An 18,919-nucleotide genomic window follows, 5' to 3' on the forward strand; every position below is an offset into this window, starting at 1 on the left:
AATCCGTTTGCTCTTGACTCCCGATTGGGAGGGTCACGAAGGAAAAACCTTGTGGCGCGGGCACTCAACAAAAACAAGAAGCCCGAAACCAATAATAAAAATAGAGCACGTAACTAATTCTGGGGGAGCTTCGGCTCCCCTTGTGGTTTCTGTCATTTCCCTTCCTTGAAGCCTACAAAGCTTGTCGCTTGCAGCTTGCAGCTCAAAACTGCTGTGTCCTACACCATCCCTCGACTAAATGCTAGAATCCCCGCCCATCATGCGGTCATTCTTCGTTTTTGGCCGAATATTCCTTCAAACAGTGCATCCCATGCTGAAGAAGCTGTTCCAGTCATTCCGTTCTCCCTTGCGTCGTACGCAACACATTCGCAGCACGCCTGAAGTGCTCAACAGCGGCCAGCATTCCCTGCAAAAGGCCCAGTTCAGCCGTTATGCGGTGAACATCGTCGAACGCCTGCAGAACGCCGGTTACCAGGCTTACCTGGTCGGTGGTTGCGTGCGCGACATGCTGCTCAACATCACGCCCAAGGATTTCGACGTCGCCACCAGCGCCACGCCGGAACAGATACGGGCCGAATTTCGCAATGCGCGGATCATTGGCCGGCGCTTCAAGCTGGTCCACATCCACTTCGGTCGCGAAATCATCGAAGTGGCGACATTCCGCGCCAACCACCCGCAAAACGATGAAGAAGAAGACAGCAACCAGTCTTCTCGCAACGAGAGCGGGCGCATCCTGCGCGATAACGTCTACGGCACGCTGGAAGAAGACGCGCAACGCCGCGACTTCACCATCAACGCCCTGTATTACGATCCGGTCAGCGAGCGCATCCTCGATTACGCCAACGGCGTACATGACATCCGCAATCGCCTGATCCGCCTGATTGGCGATCCAAAGCAGCGCTACCAGGAAGACCCGGTGCGGATGCTGCGGGCCGTACGGTTCGCCGCCAAGCTGGATTTCGGCATCGAAAAACACAGCGCCGTGCCGATTCGCGAATTGGCGCCGATGCTGCGGGAAATTCCTTCGGCGCGCCTGTTTGAGGAAGTGCTCAAGCTGTTCCTGTCGGGCAACGCGGCGGACACCTTCGAGATGCTGGTGGACCTGCAGCTGTTCGACCCGCTGTTCCCGGCCAGCGCCGAGGCGCTGGAGCACAACCCGACCTACACCCACACCCTGATCAGCGATGCGCTGATCAACACCGACCTGCGCATCAAGCAGAACAAGCCGGTGACCCCGGCCTTCCTGTTCGCCGCCCTGCTCTGGCCTGCCCTGCCGGCCCGGGTCCTGCGTTTGCAGGAGCGCGGCATGCCGCCGATCCCGGCGATGCAGGAAGCCGCCCACGAGCTGATCAGCGAACAGTGCCAGCGCATCGCCATTCCAAAACGCTTCACGATGCCGATCCGCGAGATCTGGGACATGCAGGAGCGTCTGCCACGGCGCAGCGGCAAACGGGCCGACCTGTTGCTGGACAACCCACGTTTCCGCGCCGGCTACGACTTCCTGCTGTTGCGCGAAGGCGCCGGCGAGCAGACCGATGGCCTGGGTGAATGGTGGACGGATTATCAGGACGCCAATGAGAGCGAGCGCCGCGACATGATTCGTGAGCTCAGCGGCAAGGACGACGGCGCCAGTGGCCCACGCAAGCGTCGTCGCAGCAGCGGCGCCAAGCGTAAACGCGCGGGTGTATCGGGCGCTTCGGACGAGTAATCGATGGAACGCATCTACATCGGCCTGGGCAGCAACCTGGCCGAACCCGCCGAACAATTGCGCAGTGCCGTCCAGGCGCTGGCGCAACTTGCCGACACCCAGCTGGCGGGCGTTTCAGCGTTCTATCAAAGCGATTCCCTGCTGCCTGGCCAGCCGCGCTACACCAACGCGGTGGCAGCGCTGGACAGCCGACTGGCGCCGCTGGACCTGCTCGATGCGCTGCAAGCCATCGAAACCGGCCAAGGCCGTGAACGCCTGGAGCGTTGGGGCCCGCGCACGCTGGACCTGGATATTCTGTTGTTTGGCGATCGCCTGATCGACGAGCCCCGTCTCAAAGTCCCCCACTACCATATGCAGGCCCGGGCCTTTGTGCTGTATCCCCTGGCGGAACTGGCGCCCACCGACCTGCGCCTGGCCGATGGGCGCTTGCTCAAGGATCTCCTCGCAGCGTGTCCTTTCATGGGTCTGGAACGCCTGCCTCCCAACTGACGAAAACCATCCCCTGTGGGAGCGAGCTTGCTCGCGATAGCGTCGGATCAGCCAGCATTGATGTTGACTGACACACCGCTATCGCGAGCAAGCTCGCTCCCACAGGCTCCGGTACCGGACAGTCACATCCGGGACGCTCCCCAAGCTGAAACGCATCAGTAACCGCGGTAACACCCGCCGGTAACACATCCAATTGACTTCCCGGCAGCGCCTCACGACTATAGGCGTCCCGTAGCCGCCAACGCGGCGTTAAAGGGCGCAATCCAGGCCTTACAAGCACCACGCATAGAGGGTGCGCCTGTATAGATGACGATTCATGCGCGTTACTCGCAGTAGCTCAAGAGCGCCTAATGAGGACTTTTTCATGCCAGCTATTACCCTGACCACGCTGCAAGGTCTCAAGCAAAAAGGTGAGAAAATCGCCATGCTGACCTGCTATGACGCAACCTTCGCCCATGCCTGCAACGAGGCCGGTGTCGAAGTGCTGCTGGTGGGCGATTCCCTCGGCATGGTGCTGCAAGGTCACGACAGCACGCTGCCGGTGACCACCGCCGAGATGGCCTACCATGTGGCCGCCGTCAAACGCGGTAACACCGATGCGTTGATCCTCGCCGACCTGCCGTTCATGGCCTACGCCACCCTCGAACAAACCATGACCAACAGCGCCATGCTGATGCAGGCCGGCGCCCACATGGTCAAGGTCGAAGGCGCGTTGTGGCTGGCCGATTCGATTCGGCTGCTGGCTGAACGTGGTATCCCGGTATGCGCGCACCTGGGCCTGACACCCCAGGCGGTGAACATTCTCGGGGGCTACAAGGTTCAGGGCCGCAATGAGAACCAGGCACGGCAGATGCGCGCCGATGCCATTGCCTTGGAACAGGCTGGCGCCGCGATGTTGCTGCTCGAATGCGTACCCAGCGAGCTGGCGGAAGAAATCACCCAGGCGGTGAAGATCCCGGTGATCGGGATCGGCGCCGGCCACGCCACCGACGGTCAGGTGCTGGTCCTGCACGACATGCTCGGGCTGTCGATCACCGGTCGCGTGCCCAAGTTCGTGAAGAACTTCATGGTTGGGCAAACCTCCATCCAAGCGGCCCTGAGCGCCTACGTCGCGCAAGTCAAGGCGGCGACCTTCCCAGGCGTTGAACACGGATTCTCGGCATGAACACCGTCAAAACCGTACGTGAACTGCGGGCCGCCGTGGCCCGTGCCCGGGGCGAAGGCAAACGCATCGCGTTCGTGCCAACCATGGGCAACCTGCACAGCGGTCATGTGGCGCTGGTGACCAAGGCGGCGCAGCGGGCCGACTTCGTGGTCACCAGCATTTTCGTCAATCCGCTGCAATTCGGCGCCGGCGAAGACCTGGACAAATACCCCCGCACCCTCGCGGCCGACCAGGAGAAACTGCTCCAGGCCGGCTGCCACCTGCTGTTCGCCCCCAGTGTCGAAGAGATGTACCCCGACGGCATGGCCGGGCAGACACGGGTCAGCGTCCCGCAGTTGTCCGAAGGCCTGTGCGGCGCCAGTCGCCCCGGGCATTTCGAGGGCGTGGCAACGGTGGTCAGCAAGTTGTTCAACATGGTCCAACCTGACCTGGCGGTGTTTGGCCAGAAAGACTTCCAGCAACTGGCGGTGATTCGCGCGCTGGTCCATGACCTGAACATGCCGATCCAGATCATCGGCGAACCCACCGTGCGCGCCGAGGATGGCCTGGCGCTGTCGTCGCGCAACGGCTTCCTCAGCCCAGAGCAACGCGCTATCGCGCCCGTGGTCTACCGCAGCCTGAGCCAGATGGCCGAGGCGATCCGCCAGGGGCGGCGGGATTTCCCGGCATTGGTTGCCGAGCAGATCAAGCAACTCGAGGCCGCCGGCCTGCGTCCCGATTACCTGGAAGTCCGTCACGCCAAGACCTTGCGCCCGGCGTTGAGCGAGGACCGCGACCTGGTGATTCTGATAGCAGCATTCCTGGGCACCACGCGGCTGATCGACAACCTGCACCTGGACCTCGACGCCCCCGTCTGAACGTCGCCAAACAAGCTGAAGGAAACCCTCATGCACACCATCATGCTCAAGGCCAAGCTGCACCGCGCCGAAGTCACTCACGCCGTCCTCGATTACGAAGGCTCCTGCGCCATCGATGGTGAATGGCTGGACCTGTCGGGTATCCGTGAGTACGAACAGATCCAGATCTATAACGTCGACAACGGCGAGCGCTTCACCACCTATGCCATCCGTGGCGAGGAAGGTTCGCGGATGATCTCGGTCAACGGTGCCGCGGCGCACAAGGCCAAGGTCGGTGACCGCGTCATCATCTGCGCCTATGCCCACTACAGCGAAGCCGAACTACTCAACTTCAAGCCCCGCATGCTGTACATGGCCCCGGGCAACGAGCTGAGCCACACCAGCAACGCCATCCCGGTTCAGGTTGCCTGATCGAACCGACCTGCTTAACCACTTCCCCCTGTGGGAGCGAGCTTGCTCGCGATAGCGGTAGACCAGTTGATAGAGATGCCGACTGACACACCGCTATCGCGAGCAAGCTCGCTCCCACAATGAGTACTCAGTGTTAGGAAGATGCCTTTACTCTTCCGTCTGTCGGCCCATTCCCTCCCCTGTTGTATAAAAAAGTACCGGGAACCGGTCTGACAAAGTCAAGACAGATCGCAACGCGAGGTTTACTGTAGTCGCCCTGCGCCAAAAGATCGTGTCGACGCAGTTGTCCGGACGCCCACCTCGGGCCGGGCCGGAATTTTTAGTGTACAAAAGGTCGTTCAAGTAAAAAGGAAACCCGCAGCGATGGCGTATTACCGAACCCCTCATGACGTGACCGCTCTGCCTGCCTGGCAAGCGCTGAATGACCACCGCAAAGCCATGCAGGATTTCAGCATGCGCGAAGCGTTCAATGCCGATCCGCAGCGTTTCAGCCAATTCACCCTGTCGAGCTGCGGCTTGTTTCTCGACTATTCAAAAAACCTGATCAACGCCCAGACCCGCGACCTGCTGGTGGGCCTGGCCAATGAAGTCGACCTCAAGGGCGCCATCAAGTCGCTGTTCGAAGGCGAAATCGTCAACGCCTCCGAAGGCCGCCCTGCCCTGCACACCGCCCTGCGTCGGCCGGTGGGCGATAAATTGCTGGTCAATGGCGTCAACGTGATGCCGGACGTGCACAAAGTGCTGAACCAGATCACCGATCTGGTGGGCCGCATTCACGACGGCCTGTGGCGCGGCTACACCGAGAAACCGATCACCGACGTGGTGAACATCGGCATCGGCGGTTCCTTCCTCGGCCCAGAGCTGGTGTCCGAAGCGCTGTTGTCCTACGCGCATAAGGGCGTTCGCTGCCACTACCTGGCGAACATCGATGGCAGTGAGTTCCACGAACTGACCATGAAACTGCGCGCCGAGACCACGCTGTTCATCGTCTCGTCGAAATCCTTCAACACCCTCGAAACCCTGAAGAACGCCCAGGCCGCTCGCGCCTGGTACCTGGCCCAGGGCGGTTCCGAGGCAGAGCTGTATCGCCATTTCATCGCGGTATCGAGCAACAACGCCGCCGCCGTGGCCTTCGGCATCCGCGAAGAAAACATCTTCCCGATGTGGGACTGGGTTGGCGGGCGTTACTCGCTGTGGTCCGCCATCGGTTTGCCGATTGCCCTGGCCATCGGCATGTCGAACTTCAAGGAATTGCTCTCCGGGGCCTATTCCATGGACCAGCACTTCCAGAGCGCACCGTTCGAACAGAACATGCCGGTGCTGCTGGCGCTGCTGGGCGTGTGGTACGGCAACTTCTGGGGCGCGCAAAGCCACGCGATCCTGCCGTACGACCATTACCTGCGCAACATCACCAAGCATTTGCAGCAGCTGGACATGGAATCCAACGGCAAGAGCGTGCGCCAGGACGGCACCCCCGTATCGACCGACACGGGCCCAGTGATCTGGGGCGGCGTCGGTTGCAACGGTCAGCACGCTTACCATCAGTTGCTGCACCAAGGCACCCAGTTGATCCCGGCCGACTTCATCGTGCCGATTGTCAGCTTCAACCCGGTGTCCGATCACCACCAGTGGCTGTACGCCAACTGCCTGTCCCAGAGCCAGGCACTGATGCTGGGCAAGACCCGCGCCGAAGCCGAAGCTGAGCTGCGGGACAAGGGCGCGAGCGAAGAAGACGTGCAGAAACTGGCGTCTCACAAGGTGATCCCGGGCAACCGTCCGAGCAACACCCTGGTGGTCGAACGCATCAGCCCACGTCGCCTTGGCGCACTGGTGGCGCTGTATGAACACAAGGTGTTCGTGCAAAGCGTGGTCTGGGGCATCAACGCCTTCGACCAATGGGGCGTGGAGTTGGGCAAGGAGCTGGGCAAAGGTGTCTACAACCGTCTGGTGGGCAGCGAAGAAAGCCCGGCCGAGGATGCCTCGACCCAGGGTTTGATCAACTACTTCCGCGGGCGTCATCGCGGCTGATCTTGAGGTTGCACTGCCCTTGTGGGAGCGGGCTTGCTCGCGAAGACGGTGTGTCAGTTGCCATTCATGTGTCTGACACACCGCTTTCGCGAGCAAGCCCGCTCCCACAATGACTCCATGTACAACTTGAACTCGATATTCGCAGGGCGCATCTTTATGACTTGTCGCAAAAACAAGAATAAGGAACCGTCATGTTCGATATCAGCCAGTACCCCCAAGCCGATGCCGTCCGCCGGGCGGCGCAACTGAGTCAGGACGAGTACACGCGGCTCTACAAAGAATCCATCGAACACCCCAGTGCCTTCTGGGCCGAGCAGGCCACGCGTTTTCTCGACTGGATGACGCCCTGGCAAACCGTCCAGCGCTATGACCTCAGGACCGGCGACGCCAAGTGGTTCGCGGGCGGCAAGCTGAACGTCAGCGCCAATTGCATCGACCGGCATCTGGACACTCGTGGCGACCAGACGGCAATCATCTGGGAAGGCGACGACCCCGCCGAATCGGCAGAAATCACTTACAAAAAACTTCACAATCATGTCTGCCGCCTGGCCAACGTGCTGAAAAGCCGTGGGGTGAAGAAAGGCGACCGGGTCTGCATCTACATGCCGATGATTCCGGAAGCGGCCTACGCCATGCTCGCCTGCACCCGCATCGGCGCGGTGCATTCGGTGGTCTTCGGCGGCTTCTCACCGGACTCCCTGCGCGACCGGATTCTCGACGCCGATTGCCGCACCGTGATCACGGCCGACGAAGGCGTGCGTGGCGGGCGCTTCATACCGCTCAAGCGTAACGTCGACAAGGCGCTGGAAGGCTGCCCGAACGTCAGCACCGTGCTGGTGGTCGAGCGCACCCAGGGCGAAGTGATCTGGGTCGAGGGTCGTGACCTGTGGTACCACCAGGCCATGCACGACATGAGCGACGACTGCCCCCCTGAGCCGATGGACGCCGAAGACCCGCTGTTCATCCTCTACACCTCCGGCAGCACCGGCAAACCCAAGGGTGTGCTGCACACCACGGGCGGTTATCTGCTGCAAGCGGCGATGACGTTCAAGTACGTACTGGATTACCGCGACAACGAGGTGTTCTGGTGCACGGCCGATGTTGGCTGGGTCACAGGCCACAGTTACATCGTCTACGGCCCGTTGGCCAACGGCGCCACCACACTGATCTTCGAAGGCGTTCCGAGCCACCCCAGCAGCTCACGCTTCTGGCAAGTGATCGACAAGCACCAGGTCAACATCTTCTACACCGCCCCCACCGCCTTGCGCGCCTTGATGCGTGAAGGCGCCGGGCCGTTGCAGGAAACGTCCCGCAAAAGCCTGCGATTGCTCGGCAGTGTCGGTGAGCCGATCAACCCGGAGGCGTGGGAATGGTATTTCAACGTGGTGGGCGAGCAGCGCTGCCCGATTGTCGATACCTGGTGGCAGACCGAAACCGGCGGCATCATGCTCAGCCCGCTGGTGAGTGCCCCGCGGCTCAAACCCGGCTGCGCGACCCGGCCGATGTTTGGCGTGCAACCGGTGTTGCTGAATGAAGTCGGCAAGGAAATCCACGGTGCCGGCAGCGGCGTGCTGGCGATCAAATCCAGTTGGCCGGCGCAGATTCGCAGCGTCTACGGCGATCATCAGCGAATGATCGACACCTACTTCAAGCCCTACCCCGGCTATTACTTCACTGGCGACGGCGCTCGCCGCGACGAAGATGGCGACTACTGGATCACCGGGCGTATCGACGATGTGATCAACGTCTCCGGGCACCGTATCGGCACCGCCGAGGTGGAAAGCGCCCTGGTCCTGCACGACAACATCGCCGAAGCGGCGGTCGTTGGTTACCCCCACGACCTCAAGGGCCAGGGCATCTATGCCTTTGTCACACCAATGAACGGTGTGGAGGCCAACGACGATTTGAAGAAAGAATTGCTGGCCCACGTCAGCAAGGAAATCGGCAGCTTCGCCAAACCGGAACTGATCCAGTGGGCGCCCGCGTTGCCCAAGACCCGTTCGGGCAAGATCATGCGGCGGATCCTGCGCAAAATCGCCTGCAACGAGCTCGACAGCCTCGGCGACACCTCGACCCTGGCCGATCCGAGCGTGGTGGAGGGGTTGATCGACAAGCGCCTGAATCGCTGAGCCAGGCGACTCGGCCCCCCGAGGCACCGAGTCCCTGTGGTGAAGGGATTCATCTGTGGCGAGGCTTTTATCTGTGGCGAGGGGATTTATCCCCGTTGGGCTGCGCAGCAGCCCCCTACAGCAAGCGAGGTCTGGCTGACACTCCGAGTAGTCAGATCTTAGGGCTGCTGCGCAGCCCAGCGGGGATAAATCCCCTCGCCACAAATGAATCCCCCACAGGTCGGTGCCCGGCTTCACATGCGTATGCAATCCCCAACCCGGGTTTGCAGAACTGCTAAACTCCCGCGCCTCATTTCTCTAAGGCGCGCCCGGCATGTCTTCCTTGAATCAGGCGCTGCGCGCCGCCCTCGACCAGCGTCAGGACCTGCTCGGCCAATTGCACCAGCAAGGCACCGATTGCTATCGCCTGTTCCACGGCAGCCAGGAAGGCGCGCCCGGCCTGACCGTCGACCGCTACGGCCCGCAACTGCTGGTGCAGAGCTTCCACCAATCGCTGGAGCGCGAGGCCTTGCTGCAACTGCACGGCATCGTCAACGAACGCCTGGGCCTGGACACCCTGCTGGTCTACAACGACCGTGCCCGGGGCAATTCGCGCATAGACCGTCAGGACACTGTCTATCAAGCCGACGCAGCCGCCCTGCAAGACCTTATCGGCCATGAATGGGGCCTGAACTACCGCGTTCGTGGACGCCATGCCGGGCAGGACCCGCTGCTGTTCCTCGACCTGCGCAACGCCCGGGGCTGGGTCAAGGCACACAGCCGCAACAAAAGCGTGCTGAACCTGTTCGCCTACACCTGCGGCGTCGGCCTGAGCGCTGCGGCCGGTGGAGCACGGGAGGTGTGCAACCTGGACTTCGCCGAAGGCAACCTGGCGGTGGGGCGCGAAAACGGCTTGCTGAACCCTGATTTGCCCGCCATGGAATTCGTGCAGTCGGATTACTTCCCGGCGATCCGCCAACTGGCCGGCCTGCCCATCAGCCAGCGACGCGGGCAAAAACTGCCCAGCTACGTGCGCCTGGAACAACGCCAGTACGACCTGGTGCTGCTCGATCCGCCGGCCTGGGCCAAGAGTGCTTTCGGCACCGTCGACCTGTTGCGCGACTACCAAAGCCTGCTCAAACCGGCACTGCTGACCACCGCCGACGATGGCGTGCTGATTTGCTGCAACAACCTGGCAAAAGTCTCCATGGACGACTGGCGTGAACAGGTGTTGCGTTGCGCCGAAAAGGCCGGCCGCCCGGTACGCGAATGGAGCGTGCTGACGCCCGGCAGCGATTTCCCCTCCCTGGACCAGCAACCGCCGCTCAAGACGCTGGTCCTCCAGCTCTAAGCCAAGCTCAGAATTCTTACGCAAAAAACGGACAAATCTCTTAAATCACAGTGGCTTCGGAACCGTAAACGCATGCCATACTCCAAGGCACTCCGAATTCACACTAGATGAAGCCGCACATGCCCAAAGGATTGATACGCGCTTTCGGCGCCCTGTTGACCGTACTGGCCCTCTACAGCCTGTTGGGTTTTCTGATACTGCCGGGCGTCGCCTTGCGGATCGCCAATCAGCAATTGGCCGCGCATGCGACGATGCCGGCCCAGATCCAACGCATCGAACTCAACCCTTTCAGCCTTGAAGTCACCCTTTGGGGCCTGAATATCGGCGAACCGGGCAAGGAACAGGTCGGCTTCGAACGGCTCTACGCCAACCTGCAACTCGACAGCCTATGGTCCGGCGCCCTGCACCTGACCGATATCGAGCTGGACAAGCCCAAGACCGAAGTCATGTTCGACAAGGGCGGCCAGTTGAACCTGTTGGGCCTGTTCAAGCTCCCCGCCAGCGAACCAACGCCCGCCGATCCCGAGGCCAAGCCGTTCCCCCTGCGGGTCGATCGCATCAAGTTGGCCGGCGGTTATGTGCATTTCCAGGACTTGCGCCCCAGCGAGCCCATCGAATTTCTCTACGACACCCTCGATTTCGAGCTGAAGAACCTCAGTACCCTGCCCGACGACAACGCCGACATGACCCTGGTGGCCGCCGGCCCCGAAGGCGGACAGATCGACTGGACCGGTAATTTCAGCCTCACGCCGATTGCCTCCGAAGGTACCCTCAAGGTGACCGGCGGCCAGATGAAAGCCTGGTGGCCCTACGTGCGCGACGCGGTACCGCTGGTATTGGAAAACGGCGTCCTGAACCTCAGCACCGACTACAAGCTCAACCTGGCCAAGGGCACCGAACTGCTGCTCAGCAACGCCGCGGTCAGTGTCGCGCCCTTCTCCATCAAGGCGCCCGATGGCCGTCCACTGGTGAAACTCGAACGCCTGGATGTCAGTGAAACCACGGTGGACCTGGCCAAGCAGCAAGTGGTGGTGGGCAAGATCCGCAGCCAGAAGCTGGAAACCTGGGCCGCTCGCGAGGCAGACGGGCAACTGGACTGGCAGAAGCTCTTCGCCAGCCAGCCGGCCAAACCGCAGGTCAAGGCGGAACCGGCATCCGCCCCGGCCGCCGCCGATTCGCCAAAACCTGAACCGGCGCCTCCCAGCAAACCGTGGCAGGTGCTGTTGAAAGACGTGCAACTGCGTGACTACCAGGTGCACCTGGCCGACCGCCAGGCGCAGCCCGCCGTGGCACTCGACGTCGGCCCTCTGAACCTCGACCTGCAGAACTACGACACCCTCAACGGCTCGCCCTTCAGCCTCAAGCTGGACACCGGCCTGGGTAAGCAAGGCAAGATCCTGGCCGACGGCGAGGTCAACCTGAACCCGATCAGCGCCCGGCTCAAGGTCAAGACCCAGGACATCGACCTGCGGGTTGCCCAGTCGTATATCAACCCGTTCATTCGCCTGGAGCTACGCTCCGGGATGCTTGGCAGCGATCTGGCGGTAGACCTCAAGAGCACCGAACCGCTGGCATTCGCGGTCACCGGTCGCGCCCAGGTCGATCAGTTGCACACCCTCGACACCCTAAAGACCCGCGACTTCCTCAAGTGGCAGCGTCTGGTGCTCGAAGGCCTCAATTATCAGCACGGTGACAGCCTGTCCATCGACAAGGTCAACCTGTTCCAGCCTTACGCGCGCTTCATGATCAACGACGACCGCACCACCAACGTCGATGACCTGCTGATCCCACAACCGGCCGACAGTGGCGCAAAGAGCACTGCGGCAAAACCGAAGTCCCAGGAAAAACCGCTGGGCATCCACATCGGCGGCATCGCCATCAACGACGGTTCGGCCAACTTCGCCGACTTCAGCCTGACACCCAACTTCGCCACGGCTATCCAACAGCTCAACGGTGCGATCGGCACGATCGACAGTCGCCAGGCCAAACCGGCGACCGTGGACGTCAAGGGCAAGGTCGACCGCTACGCGCCTGTCACCATCAAGGGCGCGCTGAACCCCTTCGACCCGATGGCCAGCCTCGACATCGCCACCAGTTTCAAACGGGTCGAGCTGACGACCCTTACGCCCTACTCCGGCAAGTTCGCCGGCTATCGCATCCGCAAGGGCCGGCTCAATCTCGATTTGCACTACCGCATCACCAAAGGCCAGCTCCAGGCGGAAAACAAAGTGGTGGTCGAGCAACTGCAACTGGGAGAAAAAGTCGACAGCCCGGACGCCGTGAGCCTGCCGCTGAAACTGGCCATCGCGTTGCTCAAGGATTCCGAGGGCAGGATTTCCATCGAACTGCCGGTCACCGGCAACCTCAACGATCCCCAATTCAGTGTCATGCCGATTGTCTGGCAGACCCTGCGCAACCTGGTGGTCCGGGCGGCCCAGGCGCCGTTCAAACTTATCGGCGGGCTGGTGGCCGGTGGTGGTTCGGAGGACCTGGGCAGTGTGTCGTTCGCGCCGGGCTCCAGCGATCTGAGCAAGGAAAACGAAGGTGTATTGCTGAAACTGTCCGAAGCCCTCGGCAAGCGTCCGGAGCTGCGCCTGGAGATCGAAGGCACCGCCGCCGAAGGCAGCGACGGCCCTCTGCTTGCCGCCCAGCGCCTGGAGCGCGAATACCAGTACAACTACTACAAGATGCTCCAGCGCCGAGGCGACAAAGTGCCGGCCCAGGCCTCGCTGTTGGAGGTGCCCGAGGATGAAAAACCACCGCTGCTCGAAGGCATCTATCGCACGCGCCTCAAGACCCAGCCACCGGCTGAATGGACCCAATTGGATAAAAAGGCGCGTATCGAGAAACTGCGCGAAGGCGTGATCAAGTTCTGGAGCGGCAGTGACGTGCTCTTGCGCCAACTGGGGCAAGAGCGGGCCAGCAGCATCAAGGACTTCCTGGTGGACAAGGGCCGCCTCGCCGACGACCGCGTGTACTTCATCGACGCCAGCCTCGGCCAGGCCGAAAGCGACGGTCGCGTGATTACCCCACTGCATCTGGATGCTGAATGACATGAAGCGTTTGTATGGGCTCAGCCTGGGTCTACTGCTCGTCGCAGGCCAAGCGTCGGCAGCCGATACGCTGCGTTGCGGCAGCCAGTTGATCAGCGTCGGCGACCGCTCGAGCGAAGTGCTGCAAAAGTGCGGGCAGCCAGTGGCGCGGGATGACTTGGGCTATAAACGCAGTGTCAATCGCCGGGAAGAATATCCGGTGGAGGAATGGACCTACGGCCCCAACAGCGGCATGTACCAGTACCTGCGTTTCGAAGGCAATCGGCTGGTGCAGATCACCAGCAAGCGGGGGCGCTGAGCGGCCACTGCACAATGGCGACATGTGGGTTGATTGTGCCGACGTCTTCGCGAGCAAGCCCGCTCCCACAGTAGACCGAGTTCGTTCAGGAAGAATGCGATCAAAATGTGGGAGCGGGCTTGCTCGCGAAAAAGGCGACTCGGTTTATCAGGCGTGCCACGCATACCAGCCCTCGCACCTTTGTATCCCTGAATAGAACAGGCCCCCGGCACGAATGCCGGGGGCCTGTAATGGCCACATCCGTGTGGCCTTTCGCATGAACTCCAAAGCAACGGCAAACGTATATCTAGGCCCGCTTGCCGCGCCTTCTCCCAGTCCAGGCGAGAAGTCTTAAGCCTTATTCGGCTTTCAGGCCGTCAGCCGATACGGCTTTGACGCCTTTGATTTTCTTGGCGATCGCCACAGCGGTGTCTTTTTGTGCATCAGTGACTTTGGTCATCGAAGATAGGGACACAACACCTTTGTTGGTTTCGACCTTGATGTCGCTGCCAGGAATGCCTTTTTCGGTGACCAGGTCAGCTTTGACCTTGGTGGTGATCCAGGTATCGGAAACGTCTTCCTTGGCCTCTGTCACTTCGCCCGCAGCCAGCATCATTGGCGCCTGAGTTGCTTGAGTGGTCTCGGCGAATGCGCTAGCCATGGTCAGGGTCAGTGCGGTAGCAGCGGCGGCAGTGATAGCGAACTTCTTCATACGAGTAACTCCTGTTTTTCTCAAAAACTGCCGGACGTGCATCCCGGCAGGGTTAACAGGAGTAGTGCGAAGGCTGTGCCAGTTTTGACGAACTTATTAAATCGTTTTAAATCAATCAGTTAAGCGAAGCGGTGTTTTTCATAATCATGCAAAATGCATGAACGGTTGATTCTGGACATGCAAGTTGCGGGTTTTGGTTTCCAACTAACCATATGAATTTCTAAGCTTTTCTATTTTCATTCAAAAACATGGACGATATCGTTTTCGAAGATAAAAAAGCCCCGCTCATCAGAGCGGGGCGCCTACTGTTATTAACCTGCTGGGGCGGCAGCGCCGCCAGTACAGCCGGCGGGTAAAAACTCCTGGGCCGCCGTAGAGCCGCACGTCCAGACGCCTGCCGCAGAACGGCTCAGGGTGATTGTTTGACCTGCCACAGGAGCAGGCGCATTGCGAAGAATACAAGCGATGGTACCCGTTCCGGCGGAAGCAGTGCCTGAAGCGCTCATAGTGCAGTTGCTGGTAGATGCAGTTCCCCCTATAAGGTCCAACGTTGGATTGGTACCTTGATTCATGACGTCTTCAAACGGCACTTTCAATGCAGATGCCTCTGCCAACCCCGCCGTCGCCTTGGCCCGCGCCTGGTACTTGGAATACTGCGGCAACGCAAACGTCGCCAGAATGCCGATGATCGCCACGACGATCAGCAGCTCGATCAGGGTAAAACCACTCTGCTTATTCATAGACATCTCCATAGCATGAGGCGAAATCTCATGACCTGAAACGGCCGTTGCACGGCACATGCCAACCCTTTGCAACCCGGCCCACAAGGGGCCGCAACCCGCACAACACCTACGTCCTACCCCAACAACCGCACTATCTGACGTTTTTTGTCACCCTGCCGCGCTGGTTTGGCGTCGATGCTTGACTAGGCTATAAGTCATGAACTGTTCGCCGCCGGTATCCCCATGAATGACATCGCCCTCAGCGGCCTGACCAAACAATTGGTGCTGGCCGAACTGATCACGGAGCAAAGTGCGCAGCAGGCGTACCAACAGGCCCAGCGCAGTCGCATGCCCCTGGTCAGTTACCTGGTGCAAAACAAACTGGTCCAGAGCCGTCAGGTGGCGGAAATCGCCTCGGAGCATTTCGGCGTCGCCCTGCTGGACCTCAACAGCCTGGACAGGGACACCCAGCCCATCGGCCTGGTCAGCGAAAAACTGGTGCGCCAACATCACGCCCTGCCCCTGTGGCGGCGCGGCAACAAGTTGTTCGTGGGCATCTCCGACCCGACCAATCACCAGGCCATCAATGACATTCAATTCAGTACCGGCCTGACCACCGAAGCCATTCTGGTGGAGGACGACAAGCTCAGCGACGCCATCGAAAAGTTTTTCGAATCCAGTAGCACGGGCCTGGAAGGCATGGGCGATGTCGACCTGGACGGCCTGGACATCGAATCGATCGACGATTCCAAGCAGGATTCCATCGGCGGCCAGGACGTCGACGATGCGCCGGTGGTGCGCTTCGTCAACAAGATGTTGCTGGACGCGATCAAGGGCGGCTCTTCCGACCTGCATTTCGAGCCCTATGAAAAAACCTACCGGGTGCGGGTGCGCACCGACGGCATGCTGCGGGAAGTGGCCAAGCCACCGATCCAGTTGGCCACCCGCATCGCCGCACGCCTCAAGGTCATGGCCAGCCTCGATATCTCCGAACGGCGCAAACCCCAGGACGGGCGGCTGAAAATGCGCCTGTCGAAAAACAAATCCATCGACTTCCGGGTCAACACCCTGCCTACGCTCTGGGGCGAGAAGGTGGTAATCCGGATCCTCGATCCCTCCAGTGCGCAAATGGGCATCGATGCCCTGGGCTACGAGCCGGAACAGAAAGACCTGTACATGGCGGCCCTCAAACAGCCACAAGGGCTGATCCTGGTGACCGGGCCGACCGGTTCGGGCAAGACCGTGTCGCTGTACACCGGGCTGAATATCCTCAACACCGTGGACATCAACATTTCCACCGCCGAAGACCCGGTGGAGATCAACATGGAGGGCATCAACCAGGTCAACGTGAACCCGCGCCAGGGGCTGGATTTCGCCCAGGCCCTGCGCTCGTTCCTGCGCCAGGACCCGGATGTGATCATGGTCGGCGAGATCCGCGACCTGGAAACCGCCGAAATCGCCATCAAGGCCGCCCAGACCGGGCACTTGGTGCTCTCCACGCTGCACACCAACAGCGCCGCCGAAACCCTGATCCGCCTACAGAACATGGGTATTCCGGGCTTCAACATCGCCACGGCGGTGCACCTGATCATCGCCCAACGGCTGGCGCGCAAGCTGTGCACCCACTGCAAGAAAGCCATCGAGATTCCCGAGGAAACCCTGCTCAAGGAAGGTTTCCCCCGGGAACGCATCGGCACATTCACGATCTATGAGCCGGTCGGTTGTGAACAGTGCAACCATGGTTACAAAGGGCGCGTGGGGGTCTACGAAGTGGTCAAGAACACGCCCGAACTGCAGCGGTTGATCATGGCCGAGGGCAACTCGCTGGAAATCGACCTGCAGATGCGCAAAGACGGTTTCAACGACCTACGTACCTCGGGGTTGCACAAAGTGATGCAAGGCGTCACCAGCCTCGAGGAAATCAACCGGGTCACCAAGGATTGAACATGGCGGTCAAAGCAGTAAAAACCGATGTCTACACGTGGGAAGGCAAAGACCGCAAAGGCACGAAAATGAGCGGTGAACTGACCGGTCAGAGCCCAGCCCTGATCAAGGCTCAGTTACGCAAACAGGGCATCAACCCGGAGAAGGTACGCAAGAAATCCACCTCGATATTCAGCAAGGGCAAGCGCATCAAGCCGTTGGACATCGCCCTGTTCACCCGCCAGATGGCGACGATGCTCAAGGCCGGCGTGCCGCTGTTGCAGGCGTTCGACATCATTGGCGAAGGCTTCGACAACGCTAATATGCGCAAGCTGGTGGACGAGGTGAAACAGGAAGTCGCTGCCGGCAACAGCTTCGCGGCGTCGTTGCGAAAATGTCCGCAGTATTTCGATGACTTGTACTGCAACCTGGTAGACGCCGGTGAACAGGCCGGTGCCCTGGACACGCTGCTGGATCGGGTCGCGACCTACAAGGAAAAGAGCGAAGCGCTCAAGGCCAAGATCAAGAAAGCCATGACCTACCCGGCGGCCGTAGTGGTGGTCGCGGCCGTGGTCACCGGCATCCTGCTGGTCAAGGTGGTGCCGCAATTCGAATCGGTCTTTTCAGGATTCGGCGCACAGCTACCGGCCTTCACGGTGATGGTCATCGGCCTGTCGGAATTCCTGCAGCAATGGTGGTGGGTGGTGCTTGGCGGGTTTGTGGGGACGTTTTTCGGCGTGAAATACGCGCTCAAGCGCTCCCAGGGGTTTCGCGACTGGCGCGATAAATGGCTGCTCAAGCTGCCGCTGATAGGCAGCTTGATGTACAAGTCCGCTGTGGCCCGCTACGCCCGGACGCTGTCCACCACATTCGCCGCCGGCGTGCCGCTGGTAGAGGCACTGGATTCGGTCTCGGGGGCCACCGGTAACGTGGTGTTCAAACGCGCGGTGCAGCGCATCCGCCAGGATGTCTCGACCGGCATGCAGTTGAATTTTTCCATGCGTGCGTCAGGCATCTTTCCCAACCTGGCGATCCAGATGACCGCCATCGGCGAGGAGTCCGGCGCGCTGGACGACATGCTCGACAAGGTGGCGAGTTTTTATGAGGCCGAGGTGGACAATCTGGTGGACAACCTCACCAGCCTGATGGAACCCTTCATCATGGTGGTCCTGGGGGTGGTCGTCGGTGGCCTGGTGGTTGCCATGTACCTGCCCATCTTTCAACTCGGCTCTGCGATCTGACATGCCCCTGACTGATTTCTTCGTGCTCTATCCCCTGGCCTTCGTGCTCACTGCGTTATTGCTCGGATTGATCGTCGGCAGCTTCCTCAATGTACTGGTGTGGCGCCTGCCGAAGATGCTCACCCGAGAATGGCGCGTGCAAGCCCACGACCTGCTGGGCCTGCCGGCCGAAGCGCCCGGCCCGGTCTACAACCTGATGCTGCCGCATTCCCAGTGCCCCCACTGTGGCCATCGTATCCGCGCCTGGGAAAATATCCCGTTGCTGAGCTACCTGGTGTTGCGCGGTCGCTGCTCCAACTGCGCCGCGCCCATCGGCAGGCGCTACCCGCTGACCGAACTGGCCTGCGGCGCCGTGTCAGCGTTCGTCGCCTGGCATTTCGGCTTTGGCTGGCAGGCCGCGATGGTGATGGTGTTGAGCTGGGGCCTGCTGGGCATGAGCCTGATCGACGCCGAGCATCAATTACTGCCTGATACCCTGGTGCTGCCGTTGTTGTGGCTGGGCTTGATCGTCAACAGCTTCGAGCTGTTCGTCCCCTTGAACCAGGCGATGTGGGGCGCGGTGGCCGGTTACCTGGCGCTGTGGTCAGTGTTCTGGGTGTTCAAGCTGATCACCGGTAAGGAAGGCATGGGCTATGGGGATTTCAAGCTGCTGGCGATGCTGGGAGCCTGGGGTGGCTGGCAGATCCTGCCGCTGACATTGCTGCTGTCGTCGCTGGTGGGCGCCGTTGTCGGCGTGATTGTGCTGCGCCTGCGTAATGCCCCGGGGTCGACGCAGATCCCCTTCGGACCCTATCTGGCCATTGCCGGCTGGATTGCCTTGCTCTGGGGTGGTCAAATAACCCACTTCTATTGGCAGTCTGTCGGTTTCTAATGT

The 18,919-nt window shown here is 60.7% G+C and carries 15 protein-coding genes; 13 read left to right on the top strand and 2 right to left on the bottom strand.

Annotated elements, in window-relative coordinates:
• The first annotated feature begins 310 nt into the window (after positions 1-310).
• From CD58_RS24245 to CD58_RS24290, 10 genes are all read left to right on the top strand, one after another.
• Positions 311-1,708, top strand: a complete 1,398-nt coding sequence (locus CD58_RS24245) for a polynucleotide adenylyltransferase PcnB (RefSeq protein WP_025215513.1) — start codon at positions 311-313, stop codon at positions 1,706-1,708.
• 3 nt (positions 1,709-1,711) lie between these two features.
• Positions 1,712-2,197 (top strand): 2-amino-4-hydroxy-6-hydroxymethyldihydropteridine diphosphokinase, encoded by a 486-nt coding sequence (gene folK, locus CD58_RS24250; RefSeq protein WP_025215514.1) that lies wholly within the window; start codon positions 1,712-1,714, stop codon positions 2,195-2,197.
• Positions 2,198-2,561: 364 nt separating this feature from the next.
• Entirely contained in the window at positions 2,562-3,362 is an 801-nt protein-coding gene (panB, locus tag CD58_RS24255; RefSeq protein ID WP_025215515.1) for a 3-methyl-2-oxobutanoate hydroxymethyltransferase, read from the top strand.
• Positions 3,359-4,219 carry a pantoate--beta-alanine ligase gene (gene panC, locus CD58_RS24260; protein ID WP_025215516.1) on the top strand — a complete coding sequence of 287 codons (861 nt, stop codon included), beginning with the start codon at positions 3,359-3,361 and terminating at the stop codon, positions 4,217-4,219. The genes panB and panC overlap by 4 nt, the downstream gene beginning before the upstream one ends.
• 30 nt (positions 4,220-4,249) lie before the next feature.
• Entirely contained in the window at positions 4,250-4,630 is a 381-nt protein-coding gene (gene panD / locus CD58_RS24265; protein ID WP_025215517.1) for an aspartate 1-decarboxylase, read from the top strand.
• Positions 4,631-4,993: 363 nt separating this feature from the next.
• Entirely contained in the window at positions 4,994-6,658 is a 1,665-nt protein-coding gene (gene pgi, locus CD58_RS24270; protein ID WP_025215518.1) for a glucose-6-phosphate isomerase, read from the top strand.
• A gap of 191 nt (positions 6,659-6,849) precedes the next feature.
• Complete coding sequence (gene acs, locus CD58_RS24275; protein WP_025215519.1) at positions 6,850-8,787, top strand: acetate--CoA ligase; 1,938 nt, start codon at positions 6,850-6,852, stop codon at positions 8,785-8,787.
• Positions 8,788-9,100: 313 nt separating this feature from the next.
• Entirely contained in the window at positions 9,101-10,117 is a 1,017-nt protein-coding gene (locus tag CD58_RS24280; RefSeq protein ID WP_025215520.1) for a class I SAM-dependent rRNA methyltransferase, read from the top strand.
• 119 nt (positions 10,118-10,236) lie between these two features.
• On the top strand, positions 10,237-13,170 hold the full coding sequence (locus tag CD58_RS24285) for a DUF748 domain-containing protein (protein WP_025215521.1): 2,934 nt from the start codon (positions 10,237-10,239) through the stop codon (positions 13,168-13,170).
• 1 nt (position 13,171) lies between these two features.
• Positions 13,172-13,468, top strand: a complete 297-nt coding sequence (locus CD58_RS24290) for a DUF2845 domain-containing protein (RefSeq protein ID WP_025215522.1) — start codon at positions 13,172-13,174, stop codon at positions 13,466-13,468.
• Between the two features lie 337 nt (positions 13,469-13,805).
• On the opposite strand, the gene CD58_RS24295 is transcribed toward CD58_RS24290, so the two are convergent.
• Together CD58_RS24295 and CD58_RS24300 are read right to left on the bottom strand one after the other, a co-directional pair.
• Positions 13,806-14,159, bottom strand: a complete 354-nt coding sequence (locus CD58_RS24295; protein WP_025215523.1) for a BON domain-containing protein — start codon at positions 14,157-14,159, stop codon at positions 13,806-13,808.
• Positions 14,160-14,470: 311 nt separating this feature from the next.
• On the bottom strand, positions 14,471-14,899 hold the full coding sequence (locus tag CD58_RS24300) for a pilin (protein ID WP_025215524.1): 429 nt from the start codon (positions 14,897-14,899) through the stop codon (positions 14,471-14,473).
• Positions 14,900-15,124: 225 nt separating this feature from the next.
• Here CD58_RS24300 and pilB point away from each other — a divergent pair, with 225 nt between their 5' ends.
• The 3 genes from pilB to CD58_RS24315 are packed head-to-tail and all read left to right on the top strand — an operon-like array spanning position 15,125 to position 18,916.
• Positions 15,125-16,825: a type IV-A pilus assembly ATPase PilB gene (gene pilB / locus CD58_RS24305; protein ID WP_025215525.1), complete on the top strand. Its 1,701-nt coding sequence runs from the start codon at positions 15,125-15,127 to the stop codon at positions 16,823-16,825.
• A gap of 2 nt (positions 16,826-16,827) precedes the next feature.
• Entirely contained in the window at positions 16,828-18,045 is a 1,218-nt protein-coding gene (locus CD58_RS24310; RefSeq protein ID WP_025215526.1) for a type II secretion system F family protein, read from the top strand.
• Between the two features lies 1 nt (position 18,046).
• On the top strand, positions 18,047-18,916 hold the full coding sequence (locus CD58_RS24315) for a prepilin peptidase (protein WP_025215527.1): 870 nt from the start codon (positions 18,047-18,049) through the stop codon (positions 18,914-18,916).
• Positions 18,917-18,919 lie beyond the last annotated feature (3 nt).

The organism is Pseudomonas brassicacearum, from assembly GCF_000585995.1.
GTDB lineage: Bacteria > Pseudomonadota > Gammaproteobacteria > Pseudomonadales > Pseudomonadaceae > Aquipseudomonas > Aquipseudomonas brassicacearum_A.

Coding starts and splice junctions, on each gene's coding strand:
- CD58_RS24245 (WP_025215513.1), top strand. CDS start 311: ATGCTGAAGAAGCTGTTCCAGTCATTCCGTTCTCCCTTGCGTCGTACG.
- folK (WP_025215514.1), top strand. CDS start 1,712: ATGGAACGCATCTACATCGGCCTGGGCAGCAACCTGGCCGAACCCGCC.
- panB (WP_025215515.1), top strand. CDS start 2,562: ATGCCAGCTATTACCCTGACCACGCTGCAAGGTCTCAAGCAAAAAGGT.
- panC (WP_025215516.1), top strand. CDS start 3,359: ATGAACACCGTCAAAACCGTACGTGAACTGCGGGCCGCCGTGGCCCGT.
- panD (WP_025215517.1), top strand. CDS start 4,250: ATGCACACCATCATGCTCAAGGCCAAGCTGCACCGCGCCGAAGTCACT.
- pgi (WP_025215518.1), top strand. CDS start 4,994: ATGGCGTATTACCGAACCCCTCATGACGTGACCGCTCTGCCTGCCTGG.
- acs (WP_025215519.1), top strand. CDS start 6,850: ATGTTCGATATCAGCCAGTACCCCCAAGCCGATGCCGTCCGCCGGGCG.
- CD58_RS24280 (WP_025215520.1), top strand. CDS start 9,101: ATGTCTTCCTTGAATCAGGCGCTGCGCGCCGCCCTCGACCAGCGTCAG.
- CD58_RS24285 (WP_025215521.1), top strand. CDS start 10,237: ATGCCCAAAGGATTGATACGCGCTTTCGGCGCCCTGTTGACCGTACTG.
- CD58_RS24290 (WP_025215522.1), top strand. CDS start 13,172: ATGAAGCGTTTGTATGGGCTCAGCCTGGGTCTACTGCTCGTCGCAGGC.
- CD58_RS24295 (WP_025215523.1), bottom strand. CDS start 14,159: ATGAAGAAGTTCGCTATCACTGCCGCCGCTGCTACCGCACTGACCCTG.
- CD58_RS24300 (WP_025215524.1), bottom strand. CDS start 14,899: ATGAATAAGCAGAGTGGTTTTACCCTGATCGAGCTGCTGATCGTCGTG.
- pilB (WP_025215525.1), top strand. CDS start 15,125: ATGAATGACATCGCCCTCAGCGGCCTGACCAAACAATTGGTGCTGGCC.
- CD58_RS24310 (WP_025215526.1), top strand. CDS start 16,828: ATGGCGGTCAAAGCAGTAAAAACCGATGTCTACACGTGGGAAGGCAAA.
- CD58_RS24315 (WP_025215527.1), top strand. CDS start 18,047: ATGCCCCTGACTGATTTCTTCGTGCTCTATCCCCTGGCCTTCGTGCTC.